General features: G+C 49.3%; 16 protein-coding genes. 13 read left to right on the top strand and 3 right to left on the bottom strand.

Annotated elements, in window-relative coordinates:
- Nucleotides 1-18: 18 nt before the first annotated feature.
- The 10 genes from AC14M5_RS22310 (at nucleotide 19) to msrA (ending at nucleotide 9,709) form a co-directional block, all read left to right on the top strand.
- Nucleotides 19-1,065 carry a M42 family metallopeptidase gene (locus AC14M5_RS22310; RefSeq protein ID WP_484031928.1) on the top strand — a complete coding sequence of 349 codons (1,047 nt, stop codon included), beginning with the start codon at nucleotides 19-21 and terminating at the stop codon, nucleotides 1,063-1,065.
- An 81-nt stretch (nucleotides 1,066-1,146) separates the two neighbouring features.
- Nucleotides 1,147-2,172, top strand: a complete 1,026-nt coding sequence (locus tag AC14M5_RS22305) for a TIGR03617 family F420-dependent LLM class oxidoreductase (protein WP_484031927.1) — start codon at nucleotides 1,147-1,149, stop codon at nucleotides 2,170-2,172.
- Nucleotides 2,173-2,233: 61 nt separating this feature from the next.
- Nucleotides 2,234-2,533, top strand: coding sequence for a type II toxin-antitoxin system HigB family toxin (locus AC14M5_RS22300; RefSeq protein WP_484031926.1), 300 nt, complete (start codon nucleotides 2,234-2,236; stop codon nucleotides 2,531-2,533).
- Complete coding sequence (locus AC14M5_RS22295; protein ID WP_484031925.1) at nucleotides 2,517-2,915, top strand: helix-turn-helix domain-containing protein; 399 nt, start codon at nucleotides 2,517-2,519, stop codon at nucleotides 2,913-2,915. Before AC14M5_RS22300 ends, AC14M5_RS22295 begins: the two co-directional genes overlap by 17 nt.
- Nucleotides 2,916-3,004: 89 nt before the next feature.
- Nucleotides 3,005-3,715 (top strand): hypothetical protein, encoded by a 711-nt coding sequence (locus AC14M5_RS22290; RefSeq protein WP_484031924.1) that lies wholly within the window; start codon nucleotides 3,005-3,007, stop codon nucleotides 3,713-3,715.
- A 13-nt stretch (nucleotides 3,716-3,728) separates the two neighbouring features.
- A complete protein-coding gene (locus AC14M5_RS22285) occupies nucleotides 3,729-4,058 on the top strand; it encodes a nucleoside triphosphate pyrophosphohydrolase family protein (protein WP_484031923.1) in 330 nt (109 codons plus the stop codon).
- Nucleotides 4,059-4,219: 161 nt separating this feature from the next.
- Nucleotides 4,220-6,718 (top strand): ATP-dependent Clp protease ATP-binding subunit, encoded by a 2,499-nt coding sequence (locus AC14M5_RS22280; protein WP_484031922.1) that lies wholly within the window; start codon nucleotides 4,220-4,222, stop codon nucleotides 6,716-6,718.
- A gap of 65 nt (nucleotides 6,719-6,783) precedes the next feature.
- The gene (locus tag AC14M5_RS22275; protein WP_484031921.1) at nucleotides 6,784-7,791 is read left to right on the top strand and encodes a tetratricopeptide repeat protein; all 1,008 of its coding nucleotides are present in this window, start codon (nucleotides 6,784-6,786) and stop codon (nucleotides 7,789-7,791) included.
- Between the two features lie 48 nt (nucleotides 7,792-7,839).
- Complete coding sequence (locus AC14M5_RS22270) at nucleotides 7,840-8,892, top strand: tetratricopeptide repeat protein (RefSeq protein WP_484031920.1); 1,053 nt, start codon at nucleotides 7,840-7,842, stop codon at nucleotides 8,890-8,892.
- A gap of 265 nt (nucleotides 8,893-9,157) precedes the next feature.
- The gene (gene msrA, locus AC14M5_RS22265; protein WP_484031919.1) at nucleotides 9,158-9,709 is read left to right on the top strand and encodes a peptide-methionine (S)-S-oxide reductase MsrA; all 552 of its coding nucleotides are present in this window, start codon (nucleotides 9,158-9,160) and stop codon (nucleotides 9,707-9,709) included.
- A 35-nt stretch (nucleotides 9,710-9,744) separates the two neighbouring features.
- Here msrA and AC14M5_RS22260 read toward each other — a convergent pair whose 3' ends face one another.
- Nucleotides 9,745-10,728, bottom strand: coding sequence for a DUF7017 domain-containing protein (locus AC14M5_RS22260; RefSeq protein WP_484031918.1), 984 nt, complete (start codon nucleotides 10,726-10,728; stop codon nucleotides 9,745-9,747).
- 216 nt (nucleotides 10,729-10,944) lie between these two features.
- Here AC14M5_RS22260 and AC14M5_RS22255 point away from each other — a divergent pair, with 216 nt between their 5' ends.
- From AC14M5_RS22255 to holA, 3 genes are read left to right on the top strand one after another with little or no spacing between them, the layout of a single operon-like run.
- Nucleotides 10,945-11,940: a tRNA dihydrouridine synthase gene (locus AC14M5_RS22255; RefSeq protein WP_484031917.1), complete on the top strand. Its 996-nt coding sequence runs from the start codon at nucleotides 10,945-10,947 to the stop codon at nucleotides 11,938-11,940.
- A 7-nt stretch (nucleotides 11,941-11,947) separates the two neighbouring features.
- Nucleotides 11,948-12,436: a DUF6391 domain-containing protein gene (locus AC14M5_RS22250; protein ID WP_484031916.1), complete on the top strand. Its 489-nt coding sequence runs from the start codon at nucleotides 11,948-11,950 to the stop codon at nucleotides 12,434-12,436.
- 59 nt (nucleotides 12,437-12,495) lie between these two features.
- Nucleotides 12,496-13,464, top strand: a complete 969-nt coding sequence (holA, locus tag AC14M5_RS22245) for a DNA polymerase III subunit delta (RefSeq protein ID WP_484031915.1) — start codon at nucleotides 12,496-12,498, stop codon at nucleotides 13,462-13,464.
- Here the strand turns inward: holA and AC14M5_RS22240 are convergent.
- Nucleotides 13,461-13,781, bottom strand: a complete 321-nt coding sequence (locus tag AC14M5_RS22240) for a putative quinol monooxygenase (protein ID WP_484031914.1) — start codon at nucleotides 13,779-13,781, stop codon at nucleotides 13,461-13,463. The two genes, holA and AC14M5_RS22240, sit on opposite strands and share 4 nt — an antisense overlap.
- Nucleotides 13,782-13,932: 151 nt before the next feature.
- Nucleotides 13,933-14,325, bottom strand: a complete 393-nt coding sequence (locus AC14M5_RS22235) for an MGMT family protein (protein WP_484031913.1) — start codon at nucleotides 14,323-14,325, stop codon at nucleotides 13,933-13,935.
- Between the last annotated feature and the right edge of the window lie 19 nt (nucleotides 14,326-14,344).

Here is a 14,344-nt window from a genome sequence, read left to right as displayed (position 1 = left end):
CAGAATAAGGAATCCCCCATGCCCCTCCCGACCATTGACGAAAAATATTTCACAGATTTCCTCGTTGACCTGCTCAACATCCCATCTCCGACAGGCTTTGCAAGCCCGGCCATTGATTTTGTGGAAAAGGAACTTTCCAAATACAAACAACTCCAACTTTCTCGCACCCGCAAAGGTGCGCTGATTGCAAAATGGGAAGTGAAGTCTGACCTGCCTCCTGTTGCATTAACTGCTCATGTGGACACACTCGGCGCGGTGGTGAAGGAGATCAAATCCAATGGGCGGTTGAAGTTGAGCCGCATTGGCGGCATTCAATGGCCGACTGTGGAAACAGAAGGTGTGTTCGTGTTCACAGCCAACGGTGAAAGGATTCGTGGCTCGGTTTTGATCGATACGGCTTCTGGTCACATTTATTCATCGGGAAGTGAAACTCCGCGCAACGATGCCCACATGGAAGTGAGACTCGATGCACGCACAACTTCTGAAAAGGAAACGCGTGCGTTGGGAATCAACGTTGGTGATTGTGTGGCGTTTGATCCGCGTGTGGAAGTGACCAATAGATTCATCCGCTCGCGCTTCCTGGATGACAAGGCTTGCGTGGCAAATCTTGTAGCGGCGATCAAGTCGATGGCAGAATCAGGCCAGGGTCCGGTGCGAAGCGTGTATTTTCACATCTCCAATTATGAAGAGGTAGGTCACGGTGCGGCGGCGGGAATCCCATCGGATGTTACCGAGTTGGTCACGGTGGATATGGCGGTGGTTGGCGATGGGCAGGAGTCAGATGAATTTCATGCGACCCTGTGTATCAAAGATAGCAGCGGGCCGTATCACGAAGGGCTGAACAAAAAAATGCGAGCGATTGCGGAAAAGCATAATATTCCATATAAGACAGATGTATATCCATTTTATGGCTCGGATGGTGAGTCGTTCTGGCGTGCAGGCGGTGACGTGGCGTTATCATTGATCGGCCCCGGCATTGACGCCTCGCATAATTACGAGCGCGCCCACATGGATGGTTTGAATGCCACCACGAATTGGATCATAGCTTATCTCTTAAGTGATTAAACACAAAGGACACGAAGGACACAAAGTTTAAAACCAAAAACCTTCGTGCACTTTGCGCCCTTCGTGTTTAGAAAAGGAATTATGAAACTAGATGCCGCACTTCCACCAGTTCAACTAAAAGATGTACCTGCGATTGCGAAGGCTGCCGAAGAGATCGGCTTTGCCGCGTTGTGGACTCAGGAAACCCAGCATGATCCATTCCTGCCATGTACGTTGATCGCGGAGCATTCATCACGTTTGGATTTTGGAACGGCTATTGCTGTTTCATTTTCACGTTCGCCTGCCAACCTGGCCTATACCGCATGGGACTTGGCGGCACAGTCCGGGGGTAGATTCATTTTGGGATTGGGCACGCAGGTGAAGGCGCACATCGAGAGGCGTTTTGGAATCCCGTGGCCTGAGTCAGTAACAGGGAAACTGCGCGAGCAGATTCAAGTCATCCGCGCATTTTGGGATACATGGCAAAACGGCACGAAGTTAAATTTCCGCGGCGAGTATTACAAAATTACTTTGATGTCTCCGTTTTTTCAGCCCCCTCGCTTACCCTCCCCCGATTTTGGGGGAGGGTTGGGTGGGGGTATTCCGATCTACATTGCGGGAGTCAACACAGGTCTGGCAAAACTGGCAGGCGAATTATGTGAGGGATTTCATGCGCATCCGTTTAATAGTCCGCGCTATATGAATGAAGTGATATTGCCTGGGATCGAAGAAGGTCTGCAAAAGGCAGGTAGAAAACGCAAAGACATCACCGTTTCAATGACTCCCTTCGTAGCGACCACGCCCGAAGAGGAAGGCTTCGCGCGGATGCAGGTCGCGTTTTATGCCAGCACACCATCCTATAAATCCGTGATGGACTTGCACGGCTGGGGCGAGACCGCTGAAAAATTGTCAGGCTTTGCATCCAAAGGCGAGTGGGCTGAGATGCCCATGCTTATTACGGATGAGATGTTGAATGAATTTTGCTTGATGACCACGCAGGAAAAACTGGCCGAGGATTTGAAGAAACGCTATGAAGGCATTGCCGACAGGTTGACGTTGTACACACCATTTGTCCCTGGCGAGAAGGATGAGTGGTGGCGAGGACTGGCGAAGGCGTTCAATTCATGATTTTCGAGAACCAGGATATAGCCTCCTTGTTTTTTATCTCAGAATGAGATAAAATATAGCCGTGCACATCATCACACGCAGGACCCTTGCCCAATTTTGGGAAAAACATCCTGACAGTCGAACAGCTTTACAACGCTGGTATAAAATCGTCCACAACACCGAATTCAGTAGTTTCCAAGAGCTAAGAAAAGCCTTTCCATCAGCGGACAAGCTGGATCATTGGATCATCTTTAATATTGGCGGTAACAAATACAGGCTTATTGTTTCGATCCACTTTAATCGTGGAAAAGTTTTTATCCGCCACGTCCTGACTCATGCAGATTATGACAAAGGAGATTGGAAGAATGACATTCGTAACTGACAAACTTCAAACCTACTGGGCAAATATCAGCCCATTGCTAACCATTCACAATGAAAAAGAATATGAAGCGGCTGTAAAGCACGTAAATGAATTGTTGGATGAGATCGGCGCAGATGAAAAGCATCCTCTTTACACTTTGCTCGATACACTTGGCTCATTGATTTATGTATACGAGGAAAAACATTATCCAATTCCCGATGTCAGCGGAGCGGAGGTTTTACGCTTTCTGATGGATGAGCATGAATTAGCCCAATCGGACTTGCCAGAAGTTGGTTCTCAGGGCGTAGTGTCGGAAATTCTGAACGGCAAGCGCGAGTTAAATGTGCGTCAGATTCGGGTGCTAGCTGAGAGATTTCATGTCTCAGCCGCGGTATTTGTATAACGCACCATTTGTGTCGGGGGAAGAGATGAGTGGCGGCGAGGGTTGGCGAAGGCATTTGAAAAGCCTTAGTAAGAGGATGGTATAAGTACATGGCTGAAAAATTGCTAGATCGGGTTTTTAGACTTCAAGAAGGGGTTTTACAAAAACATTTATCAGAGTTTCCTGATAGATATAATTTTATTTCGGATTGTATAGATCTTTTATTCTCTCCGGGAATACCTGAAGATATTTGGGAGTCGATAGATCCAATCAAGAGAACAATTTTTAATTATTTTTATGGCGACTCAATATCTACACTAATAAGCAGTATACGTTTGTGTCTGCATGGCTGCGAAACAGACGCACTCGCGTTAATGCGAATAGTATTAGAAAGCCTTACTATCTTTGAATATATAAACCGCGAGGATTTTTTCAAGCTGGCTTACTCAGAGTTAAGCCAGAGAGGCACTAGAGGAAAAAATTTTAGCGACAAACTTTCTTATGAAAATGCTATAAAGAAATTGGGCGTTTCAGATCGGAGAGAACGTTTGCGGGGGCAAATGTCTGCTATTGGTGCCCACTCTACCCCGGGCAGGCTTGGTCTAAGTCATTATAAAATCAATGAGAAAGACCATGTCAAAATTGGGGTTTCCATTTCAAACCAAAAAACAAATCTTGTTTTAGGAGAAATAGCAGCACTATCTCTTTTTGCTGTCAGAGTAGCAGACGAATTTTTTGAAAAATCAGATTGCAAGAACCTTTTGTTTCATACCAAAAGAATATATTTTGATGAAGAATATAAAAAAATAGATAAAACTTAAGAGGCCCAATTTCATGAACTTCACGGACTACCAAACCAAATCCCGCGCAACCGCAAAATATCCCGCCATTGGGCACGCCGTTATTTATCCCACTCTTGGTCTCGTCAACGAGGCGGGCGAAGTGGCGGGCAAGATCAAAAAAGTCTTTCGTGATAAAAACGGAGAGATCAGCGCCGAAACTCGTGAAGCCCTCAAAGCCGAGTTGGGGGATGTGCTCTGGTATCTGGCCCAGACCTGCACCGAATTGGATATTTCTCTCGACGAAGTGGCCGAAGCCAACTTAACTAAACTTTTGGATAGGCAGGCTCGTGGTAAGATACAAGGAGATGGGGACACTAGATAAGTGTCAGGCAATTGCAATCATTGGAATCAAATATATGTCATATCTGATGCGTGAAACCTTGCACTTGAATACCTGAAACGTAAGGAAATTCTAACCTTTTTCCTACGCTGAGTCACCCTGCTTTTTGGTAGAATCCCCAGCAGGAATTTAGGAGATAAACAATGGCTGGTATGGAAAGATTTACACAGCGAGCAAGGCGCGTTCTCAGTCTTGCGCATCAGGAGGCTGAACGCGCTCGCCAAAACAATATTGGAACCGAGCACTTATTGCTTGGATTAATGGACGAAGAAGGAGGAGTTGCAGGCCGGGTTTTGCGCGATCTCGGCATGACCTCTGACCGCGTCCGCGAAGTGGCACAACGCGTTTCGGCATCCCCGACCAACTTTGACCCCAGCAAGATCGAACTCGCCACGGAAACTCAGCAAGTGCTCGAATTTGCTGTGGATGAAGCGCGACGTCTTGGGCATCACTATATCGGTACTGAACATATTTTGCTCGGACTCGTGCGCTCTGAATCCACCGCGTTGGAAGTACTGCGCAGACTCGGCGTCACACCGGATCAGATCCGCCGCCAGACTCGGCGCGTGTTGAACGAATCCGCTTCATCCTCACCCTCACCTGCCAGCCCTCAACCAACCGGACGAGGCGCTTCGGCAGCCAACCCCAAAACCCCCCTGGTCGATCAACTCGCATCCGACCTCACCTCCAAGGCTGAGGAAAAGAAGCTTGACCCCGTCATCGGGCGTCAAATGGAAATCGAACGCGTCATTCAAATTCTTGCGCGCCGCACAAAGAACAACCCCGCCCTTATCGGCGAACCTGGCGTCGGCAAGACTGCCATCGTGGAAGGGCTCGCCCAACGCATCGTCGAAGGTGACGTGCCTGCGCCGCTCATGAACAAGCGCGTGCTTCAACTGGATGTGGGCTCCCTCGTGGCTGGCACCATGTATCGTGGTCAGTTCGAGGAAAGACTCAAACGCATCATTGATGAGTTAAAACAAGCAGGGGCGATCCTGTTTATTGACGAGGTCCACATGCTGGTCGGGGCAGGGGCCGCAGGTTCCTCCGTTGATGCAGCAAATATCCTCAAGCCCGCCCTATCGCGTGGTGAGTTACAAGTCATCGGTGCCACAACATTGGATGAATACCGCAAGCACATCGAATCCGATGCCGCGCTTGAACGCCGCTTCCAACCCGTGCAGGTGGATGAACCATCCGAAGAGGAAACCATTGAGATACTCAAAGGCATCCGCTCGGCTTACGAGGAACACCATCACCTGGTCATTTCGGATGAAGCGCTCGAAGCCGCCGCACATTTATCCTCACGTTATGTTACTGAAAGATTTTTACCGGACAAGGCCATAGACCTGATCGACGAATCATCTTCACGTGTGCGTATGTATAAGAGTTCCGCCGCGAAACACGCCAAGGATCTATTCGGTCAATTACGGCAGGCACGCCAAAACCGCACCCTCGCATTGGAAGAGGGCAACAACGAAGACATCAAGGAATGGGAAGAACGCGAAATGGATCTCGGCCAGCAAATTGAACGTTTGCGCACCGGCTGGGACCGTACCACCAGCCCCGTTGTTTCAGCGGAAGATATTGCCGAAGTCGTTTCGATGTGGACCGGTGTGCCACTTATGCAACTGGCTGAAGCCGAATCACAACGCCTGCTCAAGATGGAAGATGAACTGCGCAAAGGCATTATCGGGCAGGATGATGCGATTGTCGCCATCTCCCGCGCAGTCCGCCGCGCACGTGCCGGCCTGAAAGACCCCAAACGCCCAATCGGTTCCTTCATGTTCCTCGGCCCCACAGGCGTAGGCAAGACTCAATTGACCAAGGCACTTGCCAAGTTTATGTTTGGCAGTGAAGAAGCCGCCATCCAACTTGACATGTCTGAATTCATGGAACGTCACACCGCTGCCCGTTTGGTGGGTGCGCCTCCTGGATATGTCGGCTATGAAGATGCCGGCCAACTCACCGAAGCCCTGCGCCGCAGACCGTATTCAATCGTCGTCTTTGATGAGATCGAAAAGGCTCATCCTGAAGTTCACAACATGTTGTTGCAAATTATGGAAGAAGGTCACTTGAGCGATGCGAAAGGCCGCAAGGTCGATTTCCGCAACGCCATTCTGGTGATGACCTCCAATATCGGTGCAGATGTGATCAAGAGGCAAACCTCTCTCGGCTTTGCCTTGAAGCGCGATGAAGTGACCGAGGAAAGACTCTCCTACGAAGACATGCGCAAGAAGTTGAGCGAATCCCTCAAGCGCGCTTTTCGCCCCGAGTTCATCAACCGTCTGGATTCCGTTGTCATCTTCCGTTCGCTCAACAAGGAAGATATTCAACAGATCGTTTCTTTGGAATTGGATAAAGTTACAGAACGCCTCAAGGACCATAACCTTGTGCTGACTGCCACACCTGAGGCATTAGCCTCGCTGGCAGATCAGGGCTTCGATGCCGAGTTTGGAGCACGTCCATTACGCCGCGTCATTCAGCAAAAAGTGGAAGACCCGCTATCAGACCGCGTGCTGGCCGGTGAATTTGTAGACGGCGATTCGATCAAAGTAGAGATCGGCGAGGATGGCGAAATGTTGCTGACCAAAGCCGAAAGAGAAAAAACCGAAGAGATATTGCCTGAGCCGAGTCTGTAATAGTATGATCAGGCAGGCTACGTTGACACGTAGCCTGCCTGATTTATGCAACTCAGAAAAGCAAAATGACCGATAATAGTCTGCTTCAACCTGCGCGGGAGTCTCTTCAACGAGGCGAGCGTGCTCTTGCTAAAAAACAACTGGCTGAGTTTTTAATGCAGCATCCTGAAAGCGAAGCGGCATGGATGCTAATGGCGCAAGTGGTGGAAACAAAAAAGCAAAAGATGGATTGTTATGAACGCGCCATAAAAATAAACCCAAAAAACCTGGAAGCAAAAAAGGAATTGGTGCGACTGGAATTCCCCGGCCATACATTCGACCTGCAGCGCGGCATTGTGTCCGAGACGCCCAAAGGACTTGCGAGGCGCTTCAATTTATTCACACGCTCGTTACTGGCATTCATAAGCGTCCTTCTGGCTCTTGTCAGCGTTAGCTTTGTGTACGCAAAAAATAACCCCGAGTCACAGTTGGCGCAGATGCTGCCTTCCATTGCTCCGATCAACCTCGCAAAGTTCAATCCCTTGCAATATGATTCTCCCGAAGATGCGCTGATCCAATTTGCGAAAGATGCCGCAAAAAATGGCATGGATGGCGCGCCCGCACAGCCCGGCTTCGGCATATCCCCTTCGATGAGCGTGGGAAGCGAAACCTTCACAATGTTGGAGAATGCCATACCCCAGTCGGGTACTTCTTCATCTGTCACGGTGACCGAGTATCAAGCCACTTCCATGGCTGCGCTGATGTTACAAGAGATGCCCGAATTGCCAGCGCGTAATGTGCAGGTTTATTTTCGCAATGGGCAAATCCTAATATGGTGCATCGTAGATGGAGAAAACAACTACACTTCTGCGCTGCTTACCGGGCGTATTCAAGTTGACGCAAACGGTACGCCGTCGTTCAAAATCGACTCGGCACAAGCAGGCCAGGAAAACCTGTCGGGTGTTTTACTAGCCCAGACACAGGCCATGGTCGATCAAACAATAATTCACGAGATCAATGCGCAAGCCCCGGGGTTGAGGGTCACCAGTATCAGTGTCAATGGCGGTTTTGTAACCGCTACTGTTACACGCTAAGTTTTGAAAAAATGACCTCGTTAGAAAAACTCAGGATACAAATTAAACATGAATAAGCAGGAACTTCTCAAGCAAGCCGATTACACCTTTCAACGCGGGAACGGCAAACTGGCAAAAAAATATTTGTCTGATTTTCTCTCAGCCTACCCCAACGATGAAGCCGGGTGGATGTTGATGGCGCGCATCGAGGATGCAAAAGAGAACAAAATAAAATGTTACGAGCGCGTTCTGAAGATCAACAGTAACAATAAGGAAGCTAGGATTGGGCTTGCCCGCCTAAGTACCACCAGCCCCACATTACCCAGGCGGGGGCAAAACAACGTCAACGTCTGGCAATCTCCCACACCATATAAAAACACCCTGCGCGCAATACTAGCGGTTGTGATCGTGACATTTTTATTCGGCACAACCACACTTGTTGTGGCGCGCACCTATCCCGAATCAAAACTTGCGAAAATTCTGGCGGTTGCCACGCCCACATTGTACGGCGACACATTCCTTGCAGACGATATTGCGCCGCAAACCCGCGCACAAGTCAGCGCGACCTATCCACAGTATGCTCCACTGGTGGATGCGTTGATTAACTTTGCCATTCAAAATGTTGAAAGCGGCATGGAAGGTGCAGCCGAACGACCAGGCGCTGAGATCATCGTCTCTGATAAGGCGGGGCTGGAAGCGAAGACAGAACTGGAAAAGGCGCTCCCTCAGCCCGGTTCGTTATCATCAGCAACCATCACCGAACAGCAGATCACCTCGTGGCTCGCCATGGAAATGAAGGACAGCCCCGACCTGCCTCTAAGCGAGGTTCAAGTCTATTTGCGTGACGGAAAGATCCAAGTGTGGGGCATGGTGAATGGAAATGAAAATTCCACCTCGGCGCTGGTCGTTGGCATGATAAAAATCGACAACAATAAACAGCCTTATTTTGAAATAGAATCGCTGCAGATCGGGCAGCAGACAATCCCCGACTTGCTGCTCTCCCAAGTGGAATCCTGGTTAAACCAAATGATTGTGGAGCAGATCAACTCACAAGTCCCCGGGTTGGAGTTGATGAATATCAATGTAACAAATGGACTGATCACGGTATCAGGAATGAGATAGAGAACTTAAGCCCAAACAATCTCAAATTAAAGTCTGCCACAGATTACACAGATTTCACGGATGACTAAAAAATCCGTGACCATTCGTGAAATCTGTGGCTAATTTTTACCCTTCAAATTTCTGATTGATAACGGCGAACCGCCATTCCTACACAAACATAAAACTGTAATCTTTTCTTAAGAATATTTCCCTTTCACGCTGCGTCTTATGGAGCAGACAGGCCCGTCAATACTTTATTCACGATTTTAGAAAAAGGAGCTTTCTTATGAACACAAATTATGAAACCGTCACACTGGCCGGGGGGTGCTTCTGGTGTCTGGAGGCCGTTTATGATGAAATGAAAGGTGTGATTTCCGTTGACTCAGGTTATTCCAACGGACATGTAGCCAACCCGTCCTATCGTGATGTGTGTAATGGGAATACGGGCCACGCGGAAGTGGTGCGCATCACCTTTGATCCAGGTGTCATCGCTTTTCGCGACATTCTCAATGTCTTCTTCGCGATCCACGATCCCACGACCCTCAACCGTCAGGGTGCGGATGTCGGATCTCAGTATCGTTCCGGTATCTACTATCACACACCCGAGCAAAAGGAAACCGCCGAGAAACTCATCAGCGAGTTGAATGCCCAGAAAATCTGGAACAGCCCCATCGTCACAGAAGTGGAGGCGGTTAAGAATTTCTTCATCGCCGAAGATTATCATCAGGAATATTTTGCGCGCAATCAAAACCAGCCCTATTGTCAGGCCGTGGTCGCCCCGAAGGTTGCCAAGTTCAGAAAGCACTATCTGGAGTTGTTGAAGAGACAACCTGCATAAAACAAGAGCGCAGAGGTAGCCTCTGCGCTCTTGTTTTATTTCCCAATCGACTTCCTAAAAAGTTCAATAGTCAACTGTTTGGCTTTGCTCGCGGGCCAATGACCGACCCCGGGCAGAATATAGTATTGAACGTCGAAATTATTCTGACTCAAATAGCTAAACAACTGGTCGTTGGCCTTAATGGAATCTGAATTATCCAAGCCGCCAATCACCATGAGAATCGGTACACGAGTTTGAAACCCTGGCACGTAGTATCCGCTTGAAAGGATTGCAAGCGCACTCACCGCGTTGGGATAATGATAGGCAAAGCCTTGAATGAAATATGCCCCTGCCGAGAAGCCTGCCAGGAACATTCGTGAATTGACGCGATAGCTCTTCTGAACATCATTAACGGCACTCCAAACTGTATTTTCCCCCACATCCTGATAATATCCACCGCCATCACCAGGAATGCTTGGGCACAAGAGAATAAAGCCCTCTTTTTCAGCATAGCCTTGCCACATGTTCCAGCAATCCAAACCAGAGCCGCCTGAGCCGTGAAGACCCACAAATAACGGCCACGTATCATCAGCCGAATAATCCTCAGGCACATATAGATAATATTCAACAGGTTGTGCATGACGATATGAGGCTGGGTCATCTGGCTGGGCCGCAAGAAACATAACCGTCCCCACAATGACAGCAAGGATCAATAGTCCTGCGAATCCTGCAAATGCTATAAATACAGGGCTGGTCTTTCTTTTCCAGGTATGTTTATCGTTGCCACGTGACCGCGTATCAGCCTTATCCATAAGTGCGGATAAGGCCCGCCTTACCTCAAAGTTTTCAGGGTTGAAGCGCAGGCAATATTCCCACACCCGTTTCTTATCTTCAACTTTTCGATATGTTTCTGCATATAACGACCACGCATAAATTTGATTACGATCCTCTTTGAGGAAGCCTTCCAGTATCTCGCGAGCTTCATTGATTTTCCCTGCTTTCAACAATCGATTCGCATTTTCCAGTCGGTTGTCTATCATGAGTTCCTCCTAATTTGAGGTGATTATACTTTAATCAAACAGGACTTAGGCAGGGCGAACTTTGGCGCATTAGGAATCGCCGTGATACTCTCGCAAATGTAGGTCGGATTGGCAATCCGACCTACAGCTTAGAGACAGGAAAGATTAGCAGATTTTTAGGGTTTTGCGTAAGCGCTATTAGAAAAAGAATCTTTGTTATACTCATATCAGCTTATTATGACGAACGAAACCAAATCCCCTACCCTTCGAGAGCCTCAGGGCATCGCTTTCCATATCCACGACGTGCCCATCTATGGTGACGCTATCCTCGCCCCCATGGACGGCTATTCCGACTGGCCCTTCCGCTCGCTTTGCCGTGAGTTGGGCTCAGCCATGAGCTACACCGAATTCGTCAAAGTAGAAAAAATTCTTAGCCGCTCGAAAGAACCTGCCAAGAGACTCTTCTTCAAAGCAGAGGAACGCCCCATCACATTTCAAATCTACGGCGATGACCCCGATCTCATTTTGAAAGCTGCCTTGAAAGTGCAGGAATTAAACCCTGACGTCATCGACCTCAACATGGGCTGCCCTGCTAAGACCATTGCAGACCGCGGCGCTGGCGTTGGTATGATGCCTTCACCGTTGAAGATCGCGCGAACATTTAAGAAGTTAACCTCCGCGCTTAGAGTTCCAGTCACAGGCAAAATTCGCCTGGGCTGGGATAAGAACAAAAACTACAAACTCATCGCGCGCATCGTTGAAGAAAACGGCGGCTCCCTCATCGCCATTCACGGACGCACCAAAGAACAGCGTTACGCCGGCGAAGCTGATTGGGATGCGATTGCCGAAGTAAAATCCACAGTCAAGATTCCCGTTATCGGCAGCGGTGACGTAAAAATGGTTGCAGATATTGAACGCATGAAACAGTATACAAATTGCGATGCGGTCATGATCGGGCGCGGCGCGCTTGCCAACCCCTGGATATTTTCACGCCTTGATCGTGAACAAGTCACGCCGCAACAGGTGCAGGAAACTGTCCGCAAGCACCTTGCGCGCAGTGTTGAATTCTACGGCGACGAAGACGGCTCGCGCCTCTTCCGCAAATACGCTGTGCAATACCTGCTCATGCAAACCCTCACCCGCGATACCCGCAAGGAAATTCTCAAACCGCGTCCATCAGGTGAATTCCTGCATATGCTCGAACAAGTGTACGCGGTAACGACATACGGATAATCAAACCATGATCCTCGACCTTCCCCTCATTCTCGAAACACGGCGCAATCACGCGCTCGAGCATGCCACTATTCACCTGCTCTCACGCAAACTTCCCGGCCAACGCCTGGCGGGGCATTCCAACCCGACCGGCTTTTATGTATTTGGCGATCTACAAACACAGGATATCTGTACAGCCGCAACAGAAGCACATACGCGATTAAACTCCGGTGAAAGCGGACTCGCAGTCCACCCTGGATGCGGAACCAACTTCGCAACCACCGCGCTTCTTTCCGGGACCTTTGCCTGGCTCCCGCTTCGAGGGACCAAGTCCACTCTGTGGCGACTCCTGCTGATTCCGCTAGCATTGTTATTTGCATTCATGGGATACAGCCTCAGCCGTCCGCTCGGCCCCTGGCTTCAAAAATACGTCACCACCGAAGCCGATCTTGGCAACTTGCGAATTGTGGATATCGTCCCCGTCAACAAGAGTGTTCACAGGGTCATCACGAAATAAATCCGTAGGGGCGGGGTTATCCCGCCCTGGGCGAGAAGACCTCGCCCCTACCAAGAATCATGCCCAACATCATCTTCCTGCACGGCAACGACGAATTTGCGATCAATCGCAAGATCAAAGATTTCGAGTCTGATTTCAGCGACCCGACCACGGCAGGCATGAACACCGCCCGTCTCGAAGCGCGTACGATGACAGAGAATGACTTGAACAATGCGGTCAATGCCATGCCCTTCCTCGCGCCGAAGAGACTCGTCGTTCTTTCAAATCCATCCGCAAAATATAACAATCCTGCCACTCGCAAAAAATTTGAGGAATTCATCAGCGCCACGCCCGATACGGCCAGGCTTATCATCCATGAATTGATCGAGCCGAGAGAAATTGAAAAACACTGGCTGGTGAAATGGGCGGGGAAGAATTCGTCGCTGATAAAAACGCAGGCATTCCTGCTGCCCAAACTGAGGGATATGCCAGGCTGGATCATCAATGAAGCAAAGAATCAAAACGGCAAGATCGACCCCGCCGCTGCTGCCAAACTAGCTGAAATGGTGGGTGTGGATACCCGTCAGGCAGGGATGGAAATTGCCAAGTTGCTGGCCTATGTCAATTGGGAGCGACCAGTTCGCGGGTCGGATGTGGAAGCGGTTTGTATTGTCACATCCCAGCAAAGCGTGTTTGACTTCGTTGATGCTCTATCGCAGGGCAATGGAAAAACCGCACAGAAACTTTTGCACCGCCTTCTTGAAAGTGAAGATCCATTTTCTTTGTGGGGCATGGTCGTGAGGCAATTCAGGTTATTGATCCAGACGCGTGAAATTCTGGATGGCCGCGGAAATAAGGATGATGTTGCGCGCGCGTTGGGCGTGCATCCCTTTGTGGCCGAAAAAACAACAGGACAGGCAAATCGTTTTTCGATTGGGGCACTTGAAGATATTTACCATCAGCTATTGAACATCGATGAAAGAGTCAAAACGAGCCAGATCACTTTGGACCTGGCTCTGGATACTCTGATCGTTGAATTAACCAATTAGACCGATTCTCTTACCCATGAGTTTTCATCGGGGAAAAGGGCATAGAATTCATCTCCAACACCTTTGTAATCCTGGGTATGCAAATAAACATCGCGCCACATTTTGAAATGCTCGGTTTCCAAATGTGCATCGCGCGCCGCCATATCACGATACACTTCAAACACACTGAAGTGTGCGGGGTTGGTGGCATCCTGGAAAACGTCAAAACGGACGACACCCGGCTCTAGGATAGTCTTGCGTGCATTCTCCAACGTAGCCGCTTTATATACCTCTATTAAATCGGGTCTTATATAATGATGGACTTGAAAAATATACACGGAAAGCTCCTTTGTCTTAAGCTGGTGATTTTTAGTATAGTGCCAGCTGTAAAAAGACAATAAAGCAATTCCATTGCAAATATTGACAGGATGACCAAGCACCCCCCACCGGTGCTACTTCTTTAGGTCATCAGGTGGGGGTGTTTATTCCTTAAAAAAGCGACTGTTGCTGCGTGCCTTCGTCTTTCTTGCCGCTCCAACCGTATTTTTTGAAATCAATTCGACCCCGGGGATTGAAAAATACTCCCTCCTCTTCCAGCAGGAGACGCTGCCTGCGCGCACCTGCTCCGTCCCGCTCGCTGATCTCACCCTTTGAGTTGATCACACGCTGCCAGGGGACGCCATCCGGGCAGGCTGCCATCGCACCGCCCACCCAAAGCGGACCAAAGGCAACGTAGGTTTCAATTTCCACACCGGGAGGCGGCGGGAGCATCTTTGCGATCTGCCCATACGAGGCGACTTTTCCACGCGGAATTTGGCGGACGATTTCCCAGACTTGGGCGTTAAAAGCTTGTGGATTTGGAGGAGATGTAAATCGAGGCATAAGATTTTCCTTGTCTTGT

It is taken from the genome of Candidatus Villigracilis sp. (genome assembly GCF_057083605.1).
The sequence above is the reverse complement of the archived record's forward strand: the minus strand, read 5'-3'. Positions and strand labels throughout refer to the sequence as shown.